Source organism: Nioella nitratireducens (assembly GCF_001879715.1).
Classification (GTDB): Bacteria; Pseudomonadota; Alphaproteobacteria; order Rhodobacterales; family Rhodobacteraceae; genus Nioella; species Nioella nitratireducens.
On record NZ_MNBW01000009.1, the window covers coordinates 85,069 to 107,676 of the forward strand.

Consider the following 22,608-nt stretch of genomic DNA (forward strand, 5'->3'; position numbering starts at 1 on the left):
ACGGGAGCCTAATGGATAAAAATCTCTGCGTTTTTGGCTATGGATAGCTGCGGAGCAGGGTGATCTCGATCCGGTCGTTGCGGGGGGCCATCGGGTCTGACACGGCGGGGCTGCTGTCGGCAAATCCGGTCACGCGGCGAAACCGGTTACGGTCCAGCCCCGCGGTTTCAAGCGCCGCACGGACCGCGCGGGCCTGTGCCGAGGACCGGTCCCAACTGGTATCTGTCGCAACCACCACGGGTGCCGAGCGGACATGCCCGGCCACGGCGATGGTGTTGGTGACGGTGCCAAAGAGGTCTGCCATCAGGATCAGAACGTCGCCGAACCACGGTTCCGGTGTCAGACCGTCTTCGGTGAAGAGGGGGGCCCCGGGGCGGGCGAAGACCTCGATCACCAGCCCCTCGTCCGACAGGCGGGTCTGCACATGTTGCAAGGTCTCATCCTCCAGCCGCGAGTCGCCGTTGCCGCCGAGGATAGAGGTCTCGACATCCTGCAAGGCGGCGGCTTCAAGCGCGTCGGGGCTGTGGTCGGAGCCTTGCATACCCATGGCTTGCCGCCCCTCAGTCGGGCGTTGATCCGAGGCGCCGGTGCCGTTCTGGGCAACGACCGTTTCGGAAAACGGGCTATCCCCCCCGAAAGAGCCGTCCCCGCCGCCGGAAATTCGGCTGATGGGGACGGTCGGACTGAAATAATCCGCGATGCCTTTTCGTTGCTGTTCGGTCGTCGCGTTGAGCAACCACATCAGCATGAAGAAGGCCATCATGGCCGTGACGAAGTCGGCATAGGCGACCTTCCATGCACCACCGTGGTGGCCATCGCCGCCGATTACCTTTTTCTTCTTGATGATGATGGGACGCAGGTCGTTCTGGGCCGCCATGGCCTGTTCCCGGTATTGCCTCGGTTCGGGGCAAGCTATGATCCAGAAATGAAAGAAGGGTTAACCCATAAACCTGCCATCGGGCGGGAAATGCGGAAACTGGTGCCGATGAAGGGACTCGAACCCCCGACCCACGCATTACGAATGCGTTGCTCTACCAGCTGAGCTACATCGGCACGCGGGCAGGCTCATAGCAAGCCTGCCCGATCTTGAACAGCCCTAATTTGCGGTCGGAGGCGTGGGCTTGTCGGTTTCGTCGTCGGCGCGGACGTCGCCCATGTCGGGTGGAAGGTGGCCGGGGGCGTGCGGGTCTCTCTCCTGCTCGGTTTCGATGGCCTCGGCCTCCAGGATTTCTGAATCTGCCGTCTCCGGGCGGGCCGGGTCCGGTGTGTCCGCGTCCTGTTCCATGTCCCCGGGGGGCGTGTCGCGTCGGTCTTCCAGGGCGCCGACGATCAGGGGCAGCATCTGGGCCGGTCCGGCCAGGGCCGACTCGCTTTGCGGGGCCTCGGTCCAGGACAATGTGTCGAATCTGTCGCAATGGGCGCACACCGGTTGCCAATTGGCATGCACATGGCCGCAGGACTCGCAGGTCCATTGCGGCCCGCGCGACGCGGTCACTGCCTTGGCCAGCCATGCGCGCACCAGGCGATCCTCGCCGCCTTCGCCGCGCTCGATGGCGGCCATGATGGTCAGGGCGCGGGCCGTGGGGTGACGCTCTGCCAGATCGCCGAGCGCCTTGCGCGCGCCTGCGTAATCCTCTGCCGCGATGTGCAGTTCGGCGTCGAGCAGCTTGATCTCGTCCGATCCGGCATGGACCGCCAGCAGAACGCGAAAGCGTTTGAGTCGAGCGGTCGGGGTTTCATTCGGCTCGATCTCGGCAAAGGCGGCGGCAAGATCCGGGTGCGGGGCTGCATCCCATGCTTTGCGGATCACGCGGGTGGCGACCTTGGGCTTGCCGTCGGTGATCGCCATCCGCGCGGCCATGACAGCGGCGGGCACCAGATCGGGCGACAGGCGGTTGGCTTCGGTTGCCTCTTTCTGGGCGGTTTCGATCTTGCCCTCGGCCAGGGCGTCGCGGGCATCGGCCAAGGCCAGCACGGCATCGCGGCGCTTGTGCACGTCGCGGGGCAGGGTGTTGGATTTCAGCTTGGCGGCAAGCGTCTTGCGTGCGCCGGCCCAATCCTCTGCACCGGCTTGCAGGCGCAGAAGCGTATCCTGCACCTCGACATGCTGGGGGCGCAGACCAAAGGCCTTTTCTGCCAGTTTAAGCGCGGTATCGGTGTCGCCCGCGTCGAGCTTTTGCTTCATCAACCCGCGAATGCCAACAAAGCGCGTGGAGTCCTCGGCCAGCAGTTTCTTGTAGGTTTCTGTCGCCTTGGCGGTGTCACCAGCCATTTCGGCGGCCTGCGCCACCAGCAGGTTGGTCAGTTCGGGTTGCCGCAAATAGCCTTCTGCCCGTTCGGCCTTGCGGATGGCCAAGCGGCCTTCGCCCGATGCAAGCGCCAGCATCCCTTCTGACAACGCCTGATAGCCTTTGCGTTCGGCCCTGCGGTTGAAATAGCGGGAAATGGCGGTCTCATCGCCGTTGAAAAAGCGAATGAGCGCCACGAGAAAGCCAGCGACCCGCAGGATCACGAAGACCGCCAGCAGCAACAACAGCGCCGCAATCACGGCCGAGAGCGGCGTCAGCACGAACTCGCGGCCCGCGACGGTGATGAACATCATGTCGCTCGATTCCATCAGGAACCCGACCCCAAGGGTCAGCGCGACAACGATCACCACGAAGATGAGTATTTTCAGGACAGACCAGAGAAGCATGGGCAATCGTCCTCAATTCACGGTGTCGAGCGCGGCAGCCAGGGCCGTCAGCCCTTCGGTCGCGGCGATATGGGCCTGGGCATCGGCGGTCCAGTCGGCCATGACATCCTGCGCCTCTTGCGGCAGGGCCGACACCTCTTCCAAGGCGGTTGTCAGATCGCCGGTGGCCACGGCGGCTTCGGCCCGCGACAGGATCGCATCGGGGCTGTCGCCTTCTTGCGGTTCCAGCGAGCGGCCCCCGACCTGACTTTGCAGGAAGGCGGTGACGCGGTTCATGGCGCCGTCGCCGGCGGTTTCGCGGATCGCAATCGGCAGGGCTGTGCGCGCGACTGCGGGGAAGCGGGTTTGCAAGGCGTCCAGGCTGGGGGCACCGGTGTCTGCGACAGCAGCGAGACCCTCGGGGGTGTCGATGCCTGCCACATCGGTCACGTCGGCCAGCGCACTGGCAAAGGGTGCGCCCGTGGCGACCGCAATGCGCAACTGGCCTAGCGCGGCCTGTGCGGTGGCGCCGTTCACGCGGGCCTCGGCACGTGCTTCTGCGGCTGATATCCGCTCTTCCGCCGCAGAAGCCACGCCGCGCAATTCTTCGGCAAGGCTGGTGTTCTGGGCTTGTTGTGCCTCCAGAGTGGCCTGTTGTTCTGCGAGCGCGGCGCGCAATTGCGCAACGGCGGCGGCGGTCGCGGCGGTGTTGTTCCCGCCCGTTCCTTCGCCTGCGGGCACGGTTTCAAGGAAAGCCACACGGTCGGTCAGGTCGGAAATCCGGCCTTCGACCGTGTCGATCCGTCCGCCGAGCGCCTCGATCTGCGCGGCGAGCGGGGCAAGGTCCACCGGGTCCGGCACAGGGGGCAGGGCGGCAAGCTGGTCCTCCAGCGCGGCGGCGCGGTCCTGCAAAGTGCTGAGCGCGCCGGCTTGAGAGTCATCGGCGGCTTGCAGGCTGGCCAGTGCTTCCGTCGGGTCGCTCTGACCATTGGTCGGCAGATACCCCATATACGCTGCGCCATAGCCAAGGCCAGCCGCGACCACACCGCCCAAAAGCAGCGGCACAAAGCCGGGGCTACGGCGCACCACTTGTGGTTCTGCGCTTGGGGCCTGGGTGGGCCCGGCTGTGGCGTGAGGTTCTTCCGCCGGGGCATCTTGGCCGGTTTCGGCGTCATCCCCGGTTGCGTCCCCCGTGGGATCGTCGACAACCTCGGCATCCTCGATCGCATCTTGCGCGACGATCTCGGGCGCGTCCGTGCGACCCTCGGCCTGTTCGGTTTCGGTTGCGGTTACGTCTTCGTCATTGGGTGTCTTCGTCGGTTCGGGCACCGCTTCATTCCTTCCCAGTCAAATGGATGCGCCGTGGCCAATACTCCAACAGCGCCGAGTCAAAACAAAGGGTCGCATGGCGCGGCGGGCAAGGGCTAGTGGCAAAGTTGTCTCGCCACAGCCCTGAGCATCGCTTCGCCATCGGGGGTTTCGGCGATCATCGCCTTTTCCTGCAAGCCAAGTGGCAGGGCATCGCGTGTCGCCGGGCTGATACACAAGATTTCGGGCCGCGCGGCGTTCGGGCAGTCCCTGCCGAAGAGCGCGGCGCTTCGGGGTGAAAAAAGAGGCACCACCACGCGCCGGTCAGAGGTCAGCAGCGTTTTCGCTGTGTCCGTCAGGGGCAGCGCCCGTTGCGCGTAGACCGTGTACCCTTCGGCCCGCAGCCCCGCCGCCCCGAGACGCGCGACCACGCCCCCCCGCACATGTGTGCCATGCAAGTGGACCACCGGCGCTTGCGGCGCGTCGCGCAGCAGAAGCGCGGTCAGTTCGTGCGCCGTGCCTTGGGCCGAAATCGCGTCAAACCCGGCCTCTAGGGCGACCTTGGCTGTGCGGGTGCCCACACAATAGGCTGTGACACCCTGCAAGCACACGTCTGCCACAGCGCGCACCCCGTTTTCCGAGGTGAAGACCAAAACCGCCCCGTCGGGCAGGTCGGGCACCGGGTAAAAGACGATCTCTTGCATCGGGGCGATCAGGGTATCGACTGGTCCGCATCTGGCCTGCATTGCCGCCGCGAAGCGGTCCGCCTGATGGCGGGGACGGGTCAGCAATAGCACGGGCACGGCATTGTCAGGCATGGGGGGGAGTGTTACCTGCGAGTGACCCCCTCTGCAACGACACCCGACATGACCGATCGCCTGACCATCCTTGGCCTAGAAAGCAGCTGCGACGATACCGCTGCTGCTGTGCTGCGCGCCGAGGGCAACGGGGCAGAACTGTTGTCGTCCGTCGTCAGCGGCCAGACCGATCTGCACGCGGCCTATGGCGGCGTGGTGCCCGAGATTGCCGCGCGCGCCCATGCCGAACGGCTCGATCTAATGGTCGAGCAGGCGGTGGCGCAGGCGGGCATCTACCTGTCCGAGGTCGACGCCATCGCCGTCACCGCCGGACCGGGCCTGATCGGGGGCGTCCTGTCGGGTGTGATGTGCGCCAAGGGGCTGGCCATGGGCTTGGGCGTGCCGCTGGTTGGGGTCAACCACCTTGCGGGCCACGCGCTGACCCCGCGCCTGACCGATGGTGTGGCCTTTCCCTATCTGATGCTGTTGGTCTCTGGCGGGCATTGCCAGTTCTTGCGCGTGGATGGGCCAGATGCGTTTACCCGGCTGGGTGGCACCATCGACGACGCGCCGGGCGAGGCCTTTGACAAGGTCGCCAAACTGCTCGGCCTGCCGCAACCGGGCGGCCCGTCGGTCGAGCAGGCCGCCGCCCAAGGAAACCCCTTGCGCTTTGCCCTGCCGCGCCCGCTGCTGGACCGCCAAGGATGCGACATGTCCTTTTCCGGCCTCAAGACCGCAGTTTTGCGCGCCCGCGATGCAGTTGTCGCCGAACAGGGCGGCATGCGAGAGCAGGATCGCGCGGACCTCTGCGCCGCGTTCCAGGCGGCTGTGCGCGATGTGTTGTCCGAGAAATCCCGCCGTGCCCTCGCCGGTCAACCTGACCTGACGGGGTTTGCCGTGGCGGGCGGCGTAGCCGCGAACCAACCCCTGCGGACGGCGTTGGAAAAGGTCGCCGCCAGCCACGACCTGCCCTTCATCGCGCCGCCCCTGCGGCTGTGCACCGACAATGCCGCGATGATCGCGTGGGCAGGGCTGGAGGCATTTCGCGCAGGCCGAAGCGATGGGATGGACCTTGCCGCCCGCCCGCGCTGGCCGCTCGACCGCACCAGCCCGGCCTTGATAGGGTCGGGCAAGAAGGGGGCCAAGGCATGAGCCGAATCGACATTGCCGGGGCAGGGGCCTTCGGCACGGCGTTGGCCATTTCACTGGCCCGCTCCGGGGCCGAGGTCACGCTTTGGGCGCGCTCGGGGGGCGCCGAGATTCAGGCCGCGCGCGAGAATGCCCGCCGCTTGCCGGGGCATAGCCTGCCAGACAGCTTGCGGGTGACGGGCCGGATCGACGACCTGACGTCGGACCTCCTGTTGCTGGCGGTGCCGACCCAAAAACTGGCCGAGGTGCTTCCGTTCTTGCCGGGGCACGCGACAACCGTGCTCTCTTGTGCCAAGGGCATTCATCTGGCGACCGGCCTCAGCCCCTGCGAGTTGATCGCGCGGGATATGCCGCAAGTGACCCCCGGCACCTTGACCGGCCCAAGCTTTGCCGCCGATATCGCTGCCGGGCTGCCCACGGCCCTGACGCTGGCCTGTGCCGATGACGCCATCGGCGCGGCTTTGCAGGAACGGCTGTCGACCCCGGTCCTGCGCCTCTATCGCACCACCGATGTGATCGGCGCGGAATTGGGGGGCGCGCTGAAGAACGTCATCGCGATCGCGGCAGGCGTGGTGATGGGGGCGGGCCTTGGCGAGAGCGCGCGCGCCGCCCTGATGGCGCGCGGCTTTGCCGAGATGCGCCGGGTGGCGGCAACCAAGGGCGCGCAGGATGACACGCTGTCCGGCCTTTCCGGCCTTGGCGATCTGGTGCTGACCTGCACCTCGGACAAATCCCGTAACTACCGCCACGGCCAGGCGCTCGCTGGCGCCCGACCGCTCGACCCGGAGGCCACCATCGAAGGGGCCGCCACCGCGCAGGAACTATCCAGCCATCAATATCTGGACACCCCGATTGCCGATGTGGTCGCCGCCTTGTGTCAAGGCGGACTTTCCGTGCAGGATGCCATGGCTGCGCTTCTCAACCGTCCCTTGAAACCGGAGTGATCCCCCATGCTCTACGCCGTCATCTGCACCGACAAACCCGGCCACCTGGAAACCCGCAAGGCCAACCGCGACGCCCATCTTGCCTATCTCGATCAGACCAAGGCGCAGCTCGCCGGCCCCTTTCTGGGCGAAGACGGCGACATGATCGGATCGCTCGTCGTGATCGAGGCCGAAGATCGCACGGCGGCGCTGGCGTGGGCCGAAAACGACCCCTATGCCAAGGCGGGCCTTTTCGAGAAAACCCGCATCGAGGCGTGGAAGAAGGTAATCGGCTGATGCGCTACTGGCTGTTCAAGTCGGAGCCCAACACGTGGTCGTGGGACGATCAGGTCGCCAAGGGTGAAGCGGGCGAGGAATGGGACGGCGTCCGCAATTACCAGGCCCGCAATTACATGCGCGAGATGAAAATTGGCGATCGGGGCTTCTTCTACCATTCGCTGAAGGAAAAATCCGTCGTCGGCGTGGTCGAAGTCTGCGTCGAGGCGCACCCGGACAGTACCACCGACGATCCCCGGTGGGAGTGTGTGGATATCAAGGCCGTCGCCCCGTTCCCCCGCCCGGTAACGCTGGCCGAGATCAAGGAGGAGCCGCGCCTTGCGGATATGGTGCTGGTCAGAAATTCGCGCCTCTCTGTTCAACCCGTGACCGATGAAGAATGGCAGGCGGTCTGCCAGATGGGTGCCTTTTCCGCTTAGGATTGTGTTTGTTTCATCTCCTATTCACTCCGGTCAAAAGGATGTGTGACCCTGGGCATCCAAAGGATCGTCGCGGCAGGGTCAGCCGGTGGCGGCTTTATAGTGGTCAGGCGCCCCACGTTGTCCAAGCCGCAGGGCAAGTCCTAGATGTTCGATCCTCGGGTTTGGTGTTCTGGTCCTTTCGTTGGACGGGAAGAATTACTGTGCGAAAAGCTTCTCACGGTAGCGCCAAGACGACATACGCCGTCAGACCGAAGACAACGATCGCAAGATTCGGTCGCGCAACCGAACCAAGGTTTCAAGCGATAAGGGATTGATGCAGTGGATCAATCAGCGCGTAGAACAGGATCAACACCAAGACGTTGCCAAGTGGTGCAAGCGGGCGACGGTCGAAGTTCTGAAGTCCAAACCGCGGGAGCCGATCTCGGACGGGCTGCGGATCGTGCCGCCCGATGCGGGACCCTTCGCGCTCGACCGCTCGACCCTGCGGATCACGGTGCTGGGCGATGGCCGCGCCGTCGAGATGACCGGCTGCCATGGGTAGAATACCGCCTCAGGCGGCCCGCCCGCGCGCGTGCAACGCACCTGCCACCGCCAGTCCGATCAGCCATACCGTCAGGCACAATCCCGCCGTTCCCGCGATGAACAGCACTAGCGCGCCCTGAATCCCCTCGACAGGGACCAGTCCGGCAAGTGGCGTCCAGAGTGCCCCGGTGACCGCCCAGGCCCCGAGGGTTGCGGCGAAGAGGGCGGCGATCCCGGCCATGGTCAGACCGACCGCCGCGGTCACCCAAGGTGCCCGCGCTGCCATTTGCAGCCCACGCCGCAAGGCCCGCATCTGGCGGCCGATATCCTGTTGCAAGGCAAGGATCGCGGGCACGACCAAGAGCACGATGACCATGCCGAAACCGAGGCCATAAACCAGCGTGATGACCGTGGGTTTCAGGAACTGCGCATCAGCCGACCGCTCGTAAAGCAGCGGGGCAAGTCCCAGAACCGTGGTCATCGTGGTCAGCATCACCGCCCGCAGGCGGTCGGCCACGGCATCGACGATGGCAGGCAGCAGCCCCCGGTCGGCGGCATATTCATCGACCGTCGTGACCAGAACGATCGAGTCGTTGATGATGATCCCGGTCATCCCGATCAGTCCCACCACGGAGAACATGCTCAGCGGCACGTCCCAGAGGTTATGACCATAGATCGCACCGATCAGGCCAAAGGGGATCACCGCCATCACCACCATGGGCCGGGTCCAGCTGGCGAAGATCCACGCCAGCACAAGGTAGATTCCCATCAGGCACAGGCCGAAACCCACCAGTGCATCGTTGAGAAAGGCGTTTTCCTGCTCGGCCAGACCGGCAAGGCGATAGCTGACCCCGTAATCGGCTTCGATCTGCGGCAGGATCACCTCTCGCAATTCGGTCATGATTTCTTCGGCGCGCGCGGCATTGTCTTCGTTCAGGTCGCCGGTGACCGAGACCAGCCGCAGCCCGTTCTCGCGGTCGATGGTCGAAAAGCCCCTGCGCGAGGACACCGAAACCAGATCGGCCAGTGGCACGTATTCGCCAGAGCTGGCCCTGAGCAGCGTTCGGTCCAGGAAATCAGCGGTCAGCTCGCCCTCGGGCAGTTCCACCCGGATCGAGGCGGTTCGCACGCCCGAAGGGAAGGTCGCGGCCTCGACCCCGTTGAGACGGTTGCGCAGGGTGCGCCCGAGCGAGCCGATATCAAAACCGAGCGCCTGCCCCTGCGGCGTGAGGTCAAGGATCATCTCCTCGCGGTCATAGGCCAGGCTGTCTTCCAGCGCCGATACCTCTGGATAGGCCCCAAGCGCGGTTTGGATCGCCATGGCGGCGTCCTTCAGCACCTCGGCCCCGGCCCCGAACAATTGCACGTCCAGCGCATCGCCGCCCGGACCGCCGCGCCAGCCGCGAAAGCTGACGGCCTCGGCCAGCGGGTGGTTCTGGATCTCGTCTTGAAGCTCGGCCACGAATTGAAAGCTGGAATACGGTCGCAGGTCGGCGTCGATCAACTCGATGGCGATAGACCCAAGCAGGTCTGCATCCTTGTTGTCAGCCGCCGCCAGCCCCCGGCCCGTATTGCCGCCAAGCGACGCCAACACGAAGTCGAGAGGGTTCACCCCGTATTCGTCTTCGTAGCGGGTGGCGACGGCATTGGTGGCGCGCTGCATTTCGCGCAGCATGGCCAGGCTGTCGTCCCGCGTGGCGCCTTCCAGCATGGCAAAATTGCCCGAGACCGAGGGTTGTTCCGGCGAATTGAAGAACCGCCATGTCACGTCACCGCGCACGATCAGCGCGGTTTGGCTGGCCAGAATCGCAATGACGCCCGCCAACACCGGGTAGCGGGCCCAGATCACCAGCTTGATCAACGGGCGGAAAAGCGTTTCGCGGACCCAGCCGAACCCTTTGTTCACCACGCGCGAGGGCCAGTCATACCAATGCTGCTTGGCCGAATGGCTGAGGGCATGGGCCATGTGGTTTGGCAGGATCAGGAAGCATTCGGCAAGGCTGGCCAGCAGCACGGCGATCACGGTAAAGGGGATATCGGAAATAAGGTCGCCGAACCGCCCTCCGATGGCGACCAGACCGCCAAAGGCGAGAACCGTGGTGATGGTCGAGGAAAAAACAGGCGCGGCCATGCGGCGCGCGGCGGTCTCGGCCGCCAGCACCGGCCCTTCGCCAAGCCGCCTTGCCCGGAAATCCGCGTGTTCCCCGACCACGATGGCGTCATCGACCACGATGCCGAGCGTGATGATCAGCGCGAACAGCGAGATCATGTTGAAGGTCAGCCCGGCGGCATACATCACCGCGATGGCTGACAGCATCGCCACCGGAATCCCCGCAGCCACCCAGAAGGCCGTGCGCGCGTTGAGGAACAGGAACAGCAGCATCACAACAAGGCCAAGACCCATCAAGCCGTTGTTCAGCAACAGGTCCAGACGGCCAGTGATCGCCTCGGCCCGAGTGCGGATCAACTGGATCTGCACACCATCGGGCAGGGTCAGTTCCATCTCGGCTGCGACCTCTTCCACCGTGCGCTGGATGCCGATGGCGTCGCCCCGGTCGGACCGGTCCACGCGCACCGACATGGCCGGTGTTTCGCCCACGAAATAGGCCTGTTCGCGGTCGATGCCCTGTTCGTGCACAGCGGCCACGTCGCCAATCGTCAGGGCCGAACCGTCGGTATCGTAGCGCAACACGATTTCCGCGATGTCTACGGCGCTCCGCCGCGCGACGCCGGTGCGCACGCGGGCATTTGCCCCGGTCACGTCGCCTGCCGGCGCGGTGTCGACCTCTGCCGCGATGGCGGCAGAGATGTCGGCCATGGTGATGTCGTTGCGGATCAGCGCCGCCGAGGGCACCTCGACCACGATTTCGGGGGCGGCCACGCCGCGGATGGTTGTGCGCGTCACCCCTTGGTCGAACAATCGCGCTACGAATTCATCTGCAAAACGGCCAAGCTGGTCGACGCCCACGGGGCCGGAAATGACAACATCCGTCACCCTGTCGCGCCACGCGCCGCGGCGCACCACCGGATCGTCGGCATCCTCGGGCAGGGTCGAGATGGAATCGACGGCGACCTGAACATCGTCGGCGGCGCGGCCCATATCCCAGCCCGGTTCGAACTCCAACTGGATCGAGGCGCGGCCTTCGCGGCTGGTGGCGGAACTGTCGGTGACGCCCTCGACCGACAGCAGCACAGGTTCCATCACAGCGACGATGGCCTGATCCACGTCTTCGGCGCCCGCGCCGGTCCATGTCACGCTGACCGAGACATTGTCGATCACCACGTCGGGAAAAAACTGCGCCCGCATCCGGGGAAAGCTGACAAGGCCGGCCACCAGCAGGATAACCAACAGCAGGTTCGCCGCCGTCGCATGGCGGGTGAAGTAGGAGAGGATACCCCCCGCGCTCTCTGGCAGCTGTCTCATCCGCCCATCCGGCTTTCGATGCGGCTGACCATGCGGCTCGGCACCTCGTCCTCGCGCAGTTGGCGCAGCATCCGGTCTTTCACGTCATCGGGGATAAAGCCGTTGCCTTCGACATACGCAATCAGCCGCGCGCGCCGGTCGGGGTCGAGCGCGATGGTGTCGGGGTTTGCCGGGGCGGCGGCAGAGGTCTGCGCGCGCAGCGGGTTGACCCGGATGCCGCCCCCCAGCGATGGGGTCCGGGCAGCCACCACATCGGACCCGTAGACCTCCTCGGGCGCGCGGACGATCACATCATCGCCCTGACGCCGCAAAAGCGTGACCTGCACCTCGGAGAGCCGGTCTTCATCGTCCAGCACCAGAACCCTGTTTTCAGCGTCAAGCGCGGTCGCGGGCAGCACGGCGACCCCCTCAAGTGGCGGTTCCTGCAAGCGGACGGCCACGAAATCGCCGGCCCGGAAGCCGCGCGTTTCCTGCAACTCGGCAAAGAGCAACCGGCCCGATTGCCCCTGTTGCACCGCACCGCTTTCGCGGGTCAGGCGCGCCGGGGCGGTGATGTCGGCGCCTAGCACATCCAGCACAACCGTTACCTCGGCTTCGGGCAGCCGCCCGTCAGCGTCGATCAGCCGGGCATATTGCGTCGTTGACACGCGAAAGGACACCTCCAGCGCGTCGGGGTCGATCAGTGTGGCCACCTGTTCGTTCTGGTTGACCAGCCCACCCTGAACCACGCCGACATCGGCCAGCACGCCCGCGAATTCGGCGCGCAGTTCGGTCTCGGCCAGCATACGCTCCGCCTCTGACAAGGCAATCCGGCGGCGGTCGAGCGTGGTGCCCGCCTGATCATAAGTCGCCTCGGCCTGCGCGAGGGCCTGGCGGCGCGACAGCACCGCCTGATGGGCACCGGCTGCGGCCAGTTCCGCCGTTTCCACGGCAGCAGCCGATCCCACACCCCGGTCCAGCAGATCCTGCTGGCGCGTGGCGGCCCGGTCGCGCAATTCGGCCTGTGTGCGGGCGGCTTCCACGTCTTCGCGGGCCAGCCCGACGGCGGCCTCGGCCTCGGCCAGCGTATTTTCCGCTTCGCGCAGGTCAGAGGCGGCCACATCGCGGGCCGACTGTGCCTCGGCCGGGTCGATCTGCATCAGCAATGCACCCGCCGCGACCTCGCCACCGTCTTCGAAACCGTCGGCGAGGGTTATCACCGTGCCTCCGGCGGGCGCGCGCAATTCCAGCGTTCGTCGGCTGCGCACCTCGCCAAAGGCAGTCAGGATGGGGGTGGCGGTCTGCGCCTCCATTGCCACGACTTCGGCGGTGAACACGCGTTCGCGGGCCACGGCGGGCCGCACGCTTTCGGCCATGCGGGTCTGCATGGCTGTCCACATCGTGTAGCCTGCGACGAACAACAGTCCGACGGTCAAACAAATCAGGAAAAGCCCCGCAAGGGAGCGTCGGAAAAAGCGCATGGGCCGCGGCCTTGTGGACGTCTGTTAGCGAACAGATAGTGCGTGGCCCACAATAGGCCAAGCAAGAGGTTTCACGTTGGTCCCGATCACTTCCGTCGCTTGTGTTCGTCGAGTCTGGGAAAAATTTCGACGAAATTGCAGGGCAGGTGCCGATAATCGAGCTGCCAGCGAAGGATTTCATCCCACGCATCCTTGCACGCTCCGGAACTGCCGGGCAGCGCGAACAGGTAGGTGCCGTTCGACACGCCGCCGGTGGCGCGGCTTTGCACGGCACTGGTGCCGATCTTTTGATAGGAGACCATGGTAAAGACCGTGGCGAAGGCCTCGATCTCTTTCTCGTAGACATCGCGATGCGCCTCGACCGTCACGTCACGCCCGGTCAGGCCGGTGCCGCCGGTCGAGATCACCACGTCGATGTCGGGGTCTGCACACCACGCCCGCAGTTGCGCGGCAATCTCGGTGCGTTCGTCGCGCAGGATCTTGCGGTCGGCAAGGATGTGCCCGGCGTCAAGAATGCGCCCCTCCAACACGTCGCCGGATTTGTCCTCGGCCAATGTGCGGGTGTCGGACACGGCCAACACCGCGACGCGGACAGGGATGAAGTCTTTGCTCTCGTCGATGCGGCTCATGGCGTGACCTCGAACCAGTTGAGGCGCGGACCCAGATTGACGACGCGGGCCGCGCCCAGATGTCCCTCTTGGCCCCAACTGTCATGGATATGACCGCAAAGCGCCAGACGCGGGCGGATGCGTTCAATCGCCGCGCGGATGGCGGTCGAGCCGACAGACTGCCCGTGGGAGGTCACATCGGCCACGCCCTTGGGTGGCGAATGGGTGATCAGGATATCGGCCTTGTCGCAGCCCGCCAGCAATTCGGCGGCATAGGACTCCGACAGGTCGCAGGACCAGTCGCCAAAGGGCGTCTTCGGCACGCCGTAGCCAAGACCGAAGAGCGTGAGACCGTCAATCTCGCACGCATCGCCGTGCAGCACGGTTACGCCCGGCCCCGCAACCGCGCGCAATTCTGCTTCGCTTTCGGCATTGCCGGGCACCACGACGAAAGGCGCGGAAATGCCTGACAGCATTGCCATCGCCTCCTCCAGCCCTTTCCGCATGTTGCAGAAATCGCCAGCCCCGATCACCAGGTCGGCGCTGGCGCTGGCGGTCACGATATCGGCGGCGCGGGCACGCGCCATGTGCAGGTCGGAAAAGGCGAGAATGTTCATGTCGAGAGCCACGCTTTCAGGGTCAGCAGGTCCGCCCAGGCCTCGCGCTTCTTGGCAGGCTGGCGCAGCAGGTAGGCGGGGTGGAACATCGGCAGGGCCGGGCGGCCCACGACCTCTTGCCACGTGCCGCGCAGGCGGGTGATGCCGCGTTGCCCAAGCAACCCTTGGCACGAGATATTGCCCATCATCACCACAACATCCGGCGCGGCCAGTTCGATATGGCGCTGCACGAAGGGCAGCATCATCGCCATTTCGGCGGGGCTGGGGTCGCGGTTCTGCGGCGGTCGCCATGGCAGGATATTGGTGATGTAAAGGCTTTGCGCCGCGTCCGGGTGATCCCGGCCCATGCCAATGGCATCAAACATCCGGTCCAAAAGCTGCCCGGCCCGCCCGACGAAGGGCTTGCCTTGCATATCTTCGTCACGTCCGGGCGCTTCGCCGACGATCATCAGCCGCGCCGCCGGTGTGCCATCGCTAAAGACGAAGCTGCGCGCGCCGTGGCGCAGGTCGCAATGGCCAAAACCTTCCATCTCTGCCCGCAGCGCTTCAAGGTCGTGGGCGCGGGCGGCGGCCTTTCGGGCCTCGGCCACCGGGTCCAGATCTGCCTTCGGGGCTACCGCAGGGGCGGCTTGCTGCACGCGTGGCGCGGTCGGAGCGGTCTGTGTTGCCACGGCCTCGGCTGACACGAGGAAGCGATCCACGGGAGCCTCCGCAATCGCCTCATCGGCGCCAAGCTCGACCTGCCATTCCAGCAAGGCCAGCGCATCGTGATACTCGAGGGGCGACTCCATTGGCCCAAGCTAGGGCTGACAACCGAGACAGTAAAGCGGCTTAACGACCGCTCCTTACGCGATCAACCAGCAACATTTTTTCGGCTTTTTCTTTCGCTCGAGCTTTCCAAGCGGGATATGCTAAGAATGGCGCCACAAAGAAACCAATTATGAAAAAATTAAGCAATAATACCAGCAATGCGCGCTGCCAAAAGCCATGGGCCAGAAAATAAAGTGGGCCGAAAAGAAACGCCCACAGCCAGCTTAATCCAGTCGATTCGTCAAAGCTTTCTGCCAAAAGGTCAACTTCCGCCTCTTGCGTTGCTGCCTCGCCTCTAAGGCGGTCTAATCTCGAAACCTCGGACACTGGATTAACTCCCAACCTATTTACGCCACGGAAAAGAACTCGCGTTTAGACGATACCTGTTTAAATGGCTTAAGCAAGATAACAATCTGCCAGATTGGTGGAACGATCAATGTAGATTTGTTTTACAAGGGTTCCCGTTCGCGTCAGTACATCGCCCCCGCCCGTTAGCCGAGGTTCTGCTGCTCGACATAGGCGCGCATTTCCTCTGCCTCCTGCCGGGCTTCGCGCAGGCCATCCATCGCGGCGCGCAGTTCCGCTTCGGTCTGGGCGATCTGGTTGGTCAGTTCCGCCTCTCGATGCTGAAGGTAGCTGATCGCCTGATCGCGGGTTTCCTCGGCATCGTGCAGCGCCTTGGCCATTTCCTCCAGCTCGTTCATATCGACGCCTGAAACGCGGGTCAGGCGATGGACCAGCCAATTGGCGAACCAGCCGATGGCGAAGGCCACGAAAAGGATGATGGCGATGACAACGATGAATTCGGTGCGGTTCATTCGGTGTTCTCCTCGCCCGCGTCGGGCACAAGGTTATCGGGCCGCATCACCGGGCGCGGCGCGTCGGCCAACAGGGCGGCGCGGGCCTCGGCGGCTTCTCGGGCGTCGCGTTCGGCCACGTCCGAGGCCAGCAGGAATTCGATCCGGCGGTTGGTTTCGCGGCCCTCTTCGGTCTCGTTCGAGGCAATGGGCCGGGTCTCGCCATACCCATGCGCCGTCAGGTTCGACGTCAGGACACGCCGCGCGAGCAGCCCGTTTAGAACAGCATCCGCGCGGCCTTGGCTGAGGCGCAGGTTCATTTCCTCGCGGCCCTGGCTATCGGTATGACCGCCGATTTCCATCTGCACATGGGAACAGTCAGGCAGAATCTCAGCCAGATCGTCGAGGATATGGCCGGTCTCTTCGTTGATCTCGACCGAGCCGGGATCGAAGGTGATCTTGCGCTGAGACAGGACTGTGTTGACCCGGTCAAGGCATTGCTGCGGGGTCGGCAGGCCGGTCTGCGGGTCGAGGCTGGCCTGATAGGTGACGTTGATCTCGAAGCCTTCGGATTCGCCCAACAGGTCGCCCATCAGCTGCGACAGGTCCGATGTGGTGTCTTCGCTGCCGGAATTGCCGGTGATCCGCACGGTGTCGGGTTCCACCACCACGGCCCCGTTGTTCAGGTGCGACAGTGCCTCCAGCCCGGCCAGCACGCGCAGCGACCAGCCCGTCGGCAGCTCTTCGTCGGTGCGGGTGGCCAGATAGGTATTCTGGCGTCCGAACAAGGCGGTGCCATAGGCCTGCACGGCCTCGGTTATGCGGTCGTCGGGCAGGCGGCCGCGCAGTTGCACATAGCCTTCCGGGCTGCGGGTGGCGGTAAAGGTCGGGGGGCCATCCTCGTTGCCCTGTTCGGGCGGCGGGGGCGGCAGCACGGCGTGCAGCGAAAACACCTCGGGCAGGGCGGCGTCAAGTTCTCCGATCACCTCGTCGAACAATGGCGCGGGGGTGCCTTGTGCCACGATCAGCGTGATGTCGGCATCCGAAAAGGTGACGGTGGCATTTTCGAACCGGCTGACGGCGGACAGCGCCTGTTCCACGGCTGCGGGCCAATTCGGCGAGGGCACGCCCAGACCGATACGGCAGCTATCCGGGCCGGTCAGCCCGGCGACGCGGGCGGCGGCAAGAATACGGGTGCGGCTGTCTTCGGTTCCGGCCGAGCAGGCCTCGAAATGGCCGCCCTCGGGGGTTTGAACATAGCGCAGTGTAAAGGGTGTGATCACCGGGCGCGGGGCCGAGATGTCCATGACAAGGTCGATGGTCGAGGGCCGATTGTTGCGCAGGAAGGCCTCCCATTCGGCCTTTTGGGCGGGGCTGTCGGAGACCGCTTCGACCACGACCTGCCCGTCAAAGACCGACACTTTGGCGCGCGGCAGTTCGCCTAGAGCCTGAAGGCCAAAGCGCAGCGCCGCTGACCAGTTTTCAGGGATCGGGAAGTCGGCGATCTCGACCATATTGGCCACGTGCAACCCGGCGGCCAGATCGTCGATGCCTTGGGTCAGGCTCTCGCGGCCCTGCGCGGCGGGGATAAGGCCGATCAGCGACACCCCGTCTTCGTTGCGCAGCATTTCCAGCGAGAAGCGCGGCGGCTCGATCCCCTCGGGGTCCAGCACATGCATGGTGTCGACGACGCGATCGCTGTCCACCACCTCGCCTGCGGCGCGCAGCGCGTGAAAGCGCGCGGCCTCGTCCGGTGCGGTTCCGGCCAGAACCACCCGCAGGCCGTCAGCGCCGATCTCGACCCAGTCCAGGCCTTGCTGGCGCATCATCGAATTGACGGAGGCAACGGATTGCTGCTCGACCTGTTTTGCGCCGACGACGGCGACCCCAAGGCTCAGAACGGCGGCAAGCAGAAAGGCCCCGATAACGGCGAAGAGATAAGCTAAACGCATATGTCTGAAACTTGCCCCGACAAGTGATATAGCATGGCTTTAACGGCTTGGAGTCAGAGGTTCAATGAAACCAGTGCCGCGGCGGCGAAAAACAGCGCAGGGATCAGCCCCGCGTCGCGGTTGGACCGGAACAGCATCAGGCAGGTGTCGGGGGCGTCGATGTCAAGCTTGCCCATCTGCCAGACCATGTGCCAGCCAAACCCCCATGCGCCAGCCAGCGCCAGAACCAGCGACAAAACGCCAGCCATGGGCGTCAGCGCCATGATGATGGCAATGGCCATCAGCGTGACGGAGAGGATCAGGAACAGGCGCAGGATGGGCTTGGTGCGATCGCCGAACAGGCGGGCGGTGGATTTCACCCCGATAAGCGCGTCGTCTTCCTTGTCCTGATGGGCATAGATCGTGTCGTAGAAAATCGTCCACGCCATTCCGGCCAAGTAGAGCACCACCGGCGGCCCGTCGAGGCTGCCGGTATGCGCCACCCATGCCAGCAGCGCGCCCCAGTTGAAGGCGATGCCGAGAAAGATTTGCGGCCACCACGTAAACCGCTTGGCAAAGGGATAGATCGCCACGGGCGCGAGCGAGATGATTCCCATGAGGATCGCGGCGCTGTTGAAGGTCAGAAGGATCGTCAGCGCGATCAGGCATTGCAGCGCCAGCCACAGCAGCGCCTGCTTCACCGTCACCTGCCCCGAGGGGATGGGCCGCGAGCGGGTGCGCGCGACGGCACCGTCGATGTCGCGGTCAGTGATGTCGTTCCATGTGCAGCCCGCGCCCCGCATCAGGAAAGCACCGATGCCGCAGCCCGTGAAAATCCAGAGGTCTTCCCACCTTGGTTGCCCGGCGGCGGCGGCCAGCCAAAGGCCCCACCAGCAGGGCAAAAGCAACAGCCAGCTGCCAATCGGACGGTCCGCGCGCGAGAGGCGCAGATAGGGGCGCAGAGGTGCAGGCGCGATGGTATCGACCCAGTTCCCGCGCACCGCGTCATGCACCTGTCCCTCTGGCGTTTCGGTTGTGCCGGTCATATGGTCCGTCCCATGTCGTCGCGTGCCAAAATCCGCCTCTTCGTAGAGCATCCGCTTGGGGAAAAGCAAACCGTCGCGCTGTCGCGGGAGCAGGCGCATTACCTGTTCGGGGTGATGCGGCTTGCCGTGGGCGCAGACGTCGCCCTGTTCAACGGGCACGACGGGGAATGGACCGCGCAGGTTGTCGAGGCAGGCAAGCGGGGCGGGCTGCTGGCCTGCATCGTCAAGGCCGGTCCGCAGCGGATGCCGCCGGACCTGTGGCTGTTATTCGCGCCGATCAAGAAGGCGCGCACCGATTTCATCGTCGAAAAAGCGGCAGAGCTTGGCGCGGCGCGGATCTGTCCGGTGCAGACCGACTTCACCAATTCCGAACGCATTCGGCAAGACCGGTTGCAGGCCCATGCGGTGGAGGCGGCGGAGCAATGCGGCGGCACCTATGTGCCGCCGGTGGACGATCTGCAAAAGCTCGACCGGGTGCTGGCGGACTGGCCCGAAGACCGCAGGCTGATCTTCTGCGATGAAACCCTGTCCGGGGGCGGCGCGTCGCATCCGCTGGAGCTTCTCGCTGGAGGTGGCGAAAAGGCTGCGATCCTGATTGGCCCCGAAGGCGGGTTTTCCGACGCGGAACGCGCCCGTTTGCGCGCCATGCCGCAGGCGCTGTCGATCCCGCTCGGCCCCCGTATCCTGCGCGCCGATACCGCGGTCGTTGCGGCCCTGACGCTGTTTCAGGCCACGCGAGGTGACTGGTGAGCGGCTTTTTGCGGCCCGAGGCGCTTGCTGCGATCCGGCGCTGGCGCGAGAGCCTGTTTGGCCTCGCCGTCATCGTGCTTGGCTATGCCCTGACCGATGTGCGCGGCTCGGTGTTTCTGTTCTGGCTTGGCGTGGCGATCATGGTCATCGGCGGGCTGGTCGTGGTCGCAGGGCTGCAACGCGGGCGGTTCCGCAAGGCGCAGGATGGCCCCGGCGTGGTGCAGATCGACGAGGCCCGCGTCACATATTTCGGACCGCTCGATGGCGGCGTGGCGGATATCGACGAATTGACCTCGCTCATGCTCGACCACCGCAGCCATCCCGCGGTCTGGATTCTGACCCAGCCGGGTCAGCCGCCGCTTCACATTCCGGTGACCGCCAGCGGGGCCGAGGCGCTGTTCGATGCCTTCATGCGGCTACCGGGGATCAACGTGCCCGCGATGCTGCGCAAACTCGAAACACCGACCGAAATGAAAGAGGTGATCTGGGCGCGGCGAAAAGCGGTCCCGGCGCGTCCGTCTCTGAATTGACACTCCTCGCGTTTCCACCCATCAAGGGCCTTCGAAGCGCGTCATTTCAGGAGCAGGCCCCATGTCCATCCCCCAGTCCGGCGGCGGCCCGATCGAACGGCATGAGCAATTGGCCGAGTATCTTGCCGACGGCTGCAAGCCCAAGGAAGACTGGCGTATTGGCACCGAGCATGAGAAATTCGGCTATTGCAAGGACACGCTGAAGCCGCTGCCCTATGCGGGTGAACGCTCGATCCTCGCGGTGCTGGAGGGGCTGCGCGACGGCCATGGCTGGGATCCGCTGATCGAGGGCGGCAACCTGATTGGCCTGACCAAGGACGGGGCGAATATCAGCCTTGAACCGGGCGGGCAGCTGGAACTGTCGGGCGCACCGCTGGAAACCATCCACCAGACCTGTGACGAGGTGAACGACCACCTGCGCGACGTGAAGGACATTTCCGACAAGATCGGCGTGGGCTTCATCGGTCTTGGCGCGGCGCCGGTCTGGACCCACGACCAGATGCCGCTGATGCCCAAGGGGCGTTACAAGCTGATGGACGGCTACATGCAAAAGGTTGGCACCATGGGCACCACCATGATGCGCCGGACCTGCACCGTTCAGGTGAACCTAGATTTCGGGTCCGAGGCCGACATGGTGCAAAAGTTGCGCGTGGCGTTGGCCTTGCAGCCGGTGGCGACCGCCCTTTTCGCCAATTCGCCCTTCTTCGAGGGCAAGGTGAACGGCCACAAATCGTGGCGGGCCCGCGTCTGGCGCTCGCTCGATGCCGACCGGACGGGGATGTTGCCCTTCGTCTTCGAAGAGGGGTTCGGGTTTGAACGGTGGGTGGACTACGCCCTCGATGTGCCAATGTATTTCGTCTACCGAGACGGCCAGTATATCGACGCGCTCGGGCAGTCGTTCCGCGATTTCCTGCAAGGCAAGCTGCCCGCGCTGCCGGGGGAAACCCCGACGCTGTCCGATTGGGCGGACCACCTGACAACCGTGTTCCCCGAGGCGCGGATCAAGAAATTCATCGAAATGCGCGGCGCCGATGGCGGCCCGTGGCGGCGGCTCTGCGCACTTCCGGCTTTCTGGGTCGGACTTCTCTACGATCAGTCGGCGCTGGATGCGGCGTGGGATCTGGTCAAGGGGTGGGACGCCGAGACCCGTGAAGGCATGCGCGTGGCGGCCTCGGTCGACGGGCTTCAGGCCGAGGTGAACGGGCTGCGGATGCATGATCTGGCAGCAGAGGCCGTGGCCATTGCCGAGGCGGGTCTCAAGGCGCGCGCCCGACCCGGTGCAGGCGGGCTGGTTCCTGACGAAACCCACTTTCTGAATGCGCTGAAAGAAAGCATCGAAAGCGGCAAAGTTCCCGCTGACGAATTGCTCGATCATTTCAATGGCGACTGGAACGGCGATCTGAGCCGGATCTATTCCGAGTTCAGCTACTGACGCATCAGGTGCCGCGGGCGGTCTTGTTCTGTTGGATCGTGGGCAGGACTCGCGACTTGTAGTAGGCTGCGATTTCCGCCTTGTGGCGCTCTCGCAGCGCGTCCTTGATTTCGGGGTCGAGGTCGCCCATCAGGGCGGGATGGGTGTCATAGCCATTGCGGCGGCGTCCGATCGGATCGGGGCCGAAGGAATTACGCCCGGCGGTGCCCGGCAGGCACATCAGCACAAAAAACCAGATCGGTCCGATCAGCGGCACAGCGTTGATGAAATACCAGAACCCGCTGTGGTCGGTGTCATGCAGCCGTCGAACGCTGACAGACAGGCTCGGCAGGACGATGAAAACGAACTGGATGCCGAGATATACGAGGATCGGTGTCCAGTACTCGACGGGCGGCAGGCCGGTCGCCTTGATGGTGCCAAGCACCACTGGCATCTGCATCATGTAGACGACGAACCCCGCCGTCAGGGCGAAGCCGAACAGCATCTGGAACACCACGAACCACCAGTATTCCGACCGCCGCGCGCGGCCGGAGAAGGTGAGCGTCTTGGCATAGCAACTCTTGATGGCGGCGAAAAATCCCATCTGGCCCTCTTGGTCCCCGGTCAAAGATGTTGCCAATGGGCCACGCGACTATGGCCGAAGGATGGCGTTCCGGGGACCGGAGGGGGATTTTGCGTCTGTGGCATGGGGCAATTCCACACGCATAGCCCCGGCTCACCCCAGTTCGCGCGGGACGGTTTAAACTTTCGTTTGAACCGTTTGCCACTTGCAGACATCATACAAGAACCATTTTCGAAAGGAGTTTATGAAATGCGTGATTTCTTTATCGGCTTGCTGGACAAGCTGATCGCCGTCCTCGTCATCCTCATGATCGTCGGCGTTCTGGTCGGTACGGTGGTCGCCGCGACCAGTCCGATGGGCGGCGCCCTGCAAGCGGTCGGCGTGCTGATCGGTGGCGGCCTTTACGTGATCCTGATGGCGGGCATGATGTACCTATTCCTTGGCATCTACCACAATACCAAGCGCACGGCTGATATCCTCGAAAGCCGTGGCTAAGACCCTTGGATGCCGTGCCCATTCTGGGGCACGGCATCGACCTTCAGCGCCGGC

General features: G+C 64.6%; 23 protein-coding genes and 1 tRNA gene. 9 read left to right on the plus strand and 15 right to left on the minus strand.

The features are described 5' to 3' along the window. Positions 1-37 precede the first annotated feature (37 nt). The 5 genes from BKY27_RS10740 to BKY27_RS10760 all read right to left on the minus strand — a co-directional run bounded on the left by BKY27_RS10740 (position 38) and on the right by BKY27_RS10760 (position 4,800). Complete coding sequence (locus BKY27_RS10740; RefSeq protein WP_071674481.1) at positions 38-877, minus strand: flagellar motor protein MotB; 840 nt, start codon at positions 875-877, stop codon at positions 38-40. Between the two features lie 100 nt (positions 878-977). Then, a tRNA-Thr gene (locus tag BKY27_RS10745) sits at positions 978-1,053 on the minus strand. 43 nt (positions 1,054-1,096) lie between these two features. Further along, a complete protein-coding gene (locus BKY27_RS10750) occupies positions 1,097-2,695 on the minus strand; it encodes a heme biosynthesis protein HemY (protein WP_071674482.1) in 1,599 nt (532 codons plus the stop codon). A gap of 12 nt (positions 2,696-2,707) precedes the next feature. After that, complete coding sequence (locus BKY27_RS10755) at positions 2,708-4,003, minus strand: COG4223 family protein (RefSeq protein ID WP_071674483.1); 1,296 nt, start codon at positions 4,001-4,003, stop codon at positions 2,708-2,710. 95 nt (positions 4,004-4,098) lie between these two features. Beyond that, positions 4,099-4,800 (minus strand): uroporphyrinogen-III synthase, encoded by a 702-nt coding sequence (locus BKY27_RS10760; protein WP_071674484.1) that lies wholly within the window; start codon positions 4,798-4,800, stop codon positions 4,099-4,101. 48 nt (positions 4,801-4,848) lie between these two features. Between BKY27_RS10760 and tsaD the strand changes: the two genes are divergently transcribed. The 5 genes from tsaD to BKY27_RS10785 all read left to right on the plus strand — a co-directional run bounded on the left by tsaD (position 4,849) and on the right by BKY27_RS10785 (position 8,111). Next, positions 4,849-5,931, plus strand: a complete 1,083-nt coding sequence (gene tsaD / locus BKY27_RS10765; RefSeq protein ID WP_071674485.1) for a tRNA (adenosine(37)-N6)-threonylcarbamoyltransferase complex transferase subunit TsaD — start codon at positions 4,849-4,851, stop codon at positions 5,929-5,931. Beyond that, positions 5,928-6,872, plus strand: a complete 945-nt coding sequence (locus BKY27_RS10770) for an NAD(P)H-dependent glycerol-3-phosphate dehydrogenase (protein ID WP_071674486.1) — start codon at positions 5,928-5,930, stop codon at positions 6,870-6,872. The genes tsaD and BKY27_RS10770 overlap by 4 nt, the downstream gene beginning before the upstream one ends. 6 nt (positions 6,873-6,878) lie before the next feature. Then, a complete protein-coding gene (locus tag BKY27_RS10775; protein ID WP_071674487.1) occupies positions 6,879-7,148 on the plus strand; it encodes a YciI family protein in 270 nt (89 codons plus the stop codon). Further along, complete coding sequence (locus tag BKY27_RS10780; protein ID WP_071674488.1) at positions 7,148-7,567, plus strand: EVE domain-containing protein; 420 nt, start codon at positions 7,148-7,150, stop codon at positions 7,565-7,567. Before BKY27_RS10775 ends, BKY27_RS10780 begins: the two co-directional genes overlap by 1 nt. 316 nt (positions 7,568-7,883) lie before the next feature. Beyond that, entirely contained in the window at positions 7,884-8,111 is a 228-nt protein-coding gene (locus BKY27_RS10785) for a hypothetical protein (RefSeq protein WP_071674489.1), read from the plus strand. A gap of 9 nt (positions 8,112-8,120) precedes the next feature. On the opposite strand, the gene BKY27_RS10790 is transcribed toward BKY27_RS10785, so the two are convergent. The 9 genes from BKY27_RS10790 to ubiA all read right to left on the minus strand — a co-directional run bounded on the left by BKY27_RS10790 (position 8,121) and on the right by ubiA (position 18,785). Next, a complete protein-coding gene (locus tag BKY27_RS10790; protein WP_071674490.1) occupies positions 8,121-11,516 on the minus strand; it encodes an efflux RND transporter permease subunit in 3,396 nt (1,131 codons plus the stop codon). After that, complete coding sequence (locus tag BKY27_RS10795) at positions 11,513-12,931, minus strand: efflux RND transporter periplasmic adaptor subunit (RefSeq protein ID WP_324609996.1); 1,419 nt, start codon at positions 12,929-12,931, stop codon at positions 11,513-11,515. The genes BKY27_RS10790 and BKY27_RS10795 overlap by 4 nt, the downstream gene beginning before the upstream one ends. A gap of 131 nt (positions 12,932-13,062) precedes the next feature. Continuing rightward, a complete protein-coding gene (gene moaB / locus BKY27_RS10800; RefSeq protein ID WP_071674492.1) occupies positions 13,063-13,605 on the minus strand; it encodes a molybdenum cofactor biosynthesis protein B in 543 nt (180 codons plus the stop codon). Continuing rightward, positions 13,602-14,201: a metallophosphoesterase family protein gene (locus BKY27_RS10805; protein ID WP_071674493.1), complete on the minus strand. Its 600-nt coding sequence runs from the start codon at positions 14,199-14,201 to the stop codon at positions 13,602-13,604. Before BKY27_RS10805 ends, moaB begins: the two co-directional genes overlap by 4 nt. Continuing rightward, positions 14,198-14,992 (minus strand): uracil-DNA glycosylase, encoded by a 795-nt coding sequence (locus BKY27_RS10810; RefSeq protein ID WP_071674494.1) that lies wholly within the window; start codon positions 14,990-14,992, stop codon positions 14,198-14,200. Before BKY27_RS10810 ends, BKY27_RS10805 begins: the two co-directional genes overlap by 4 nt. Before the next feature lie 40 nt (positions 14,993-15,032). Further along, positions 15,033-15,338, minus strand: a complete 306-nt coding sequence (locus BKY27_RS10815) for a DUF2628 domain-containing protein (protein ID WP_158514978.1) — start codon at positions 15,336-15,338, stop codon at positions 15,033-15,035. A 164-nt stretch (positions 15,339-15,502) separates the two neighbouring features. Then, positions 15,503-15,829: a hypothetical protein gene (locus BKY27_RS10820; protein ID WP_071674496.1), complete on the minus strand. Its 327-nt coding sequence runs from the start codon at positions 15,827-15,829 to the stop codon at positions 15,503-15,505. Continuing rightward, positions 15,826-17,760 (minus strand): OmpA family protein, encoded by a 1,935-nt coding sequence (locus tag BKY27_RS10825; RefSeq protein WP_071674497.1) that lies wholly within the window; start codon positions 17,758-17,760, stop codon positions 15,826-15,828. Before BKY27_RS10825 ends, BKY27_RS10820 begins: the two co-directional genes overlap by 4 nt. A gap of 53 nt (positions 17,761-17,813) precedes the next feature. Next, positions 17,814-18,785, minus strand: a complete 972-nt coding sequence (ubiA, locus tag BKY27_RS10830; RefSeq protein WP_071674498.1) for a 4-hydroxybenzoate octaprenyltransferase — start codon at positions 18,783-18,785, stop codon at positions 17,814-17,816. A gap of 12 nt (positions 18,786-18,797) precedes the next feature. Here ubiA and BKY27_RS10835 point away from each other — a divergent pair, with 12 nt between their 5' ends. The 3 genes from BKY27_RS10835 (at position 18,798) to BKY27_RS10845 (ending at position 21,497) form a co-directional block, all read left to right on the plus strand. Next, on the plus strand, positions 18,798-19,535 hold the full coding sequence (locus BKY27_RS10835; RefSeq protein WP_071674499.1) for a 16S rRNA (uracil(1498)-N(3))-methyltransferase: 738 nt from the start codon (positions 18,798-18,800) through the stop codon (positions 19,533-19,535). Beyond that, positions 19,532-20,065, plus strand: coding sequence for a hypothetical protein (locus BKY27_RS10840; protein ID WP_199559098.1), 534 nt, complete (start codon positions 19,532-19,534; stop codon positions 20,063-20,065). Before BKY27_RS10835 ends, BKY27_RS10840 begins: the two co-directional genes overlap by 4 nt. Before the next feature lie 61 nt (positions 20,066-20,126). Beyond that, entirely contained in the window at positions 20,127-21,497 is a 1,371-nt protein-coding gene (locus tag BKY27_RS10845) for a glutamate--cysteine ligase (protein WP_071674500.1), read from the plus strand. Between the two features lie 4 nt (positions 21,498-21,501). On the opposite strand, the gene BKY27_RS10850 is transcribed toward BKY27_RS10845, so the two are convergent. Next, a complete protein-coding gene (locus BKY27_RS10850; RefSeq protein ID WP_071674501.1) occupies positions 21,502-22,080 on the minus strand; it encodes a DUF805 domain-containing protein in 579 nt (192 codons plus the stop codon). Positions 22,081-22,308: 228 nt separating this feature from the next. Between BKY27_RS10850 and BKY27_RS10855 the strand changes: the two genes are divergently transcribed. Next, a complete protein-coding gene (locus BKY27_RS10855; protein WP_071674502.1) occupies positions 22,309-22,554 on the plus strand; it encodes a hypothetical protein in 246 nt (81 codons plus the stop codon). Positions 22,555-22,608 lie beyond the last annotated feature (54 nt).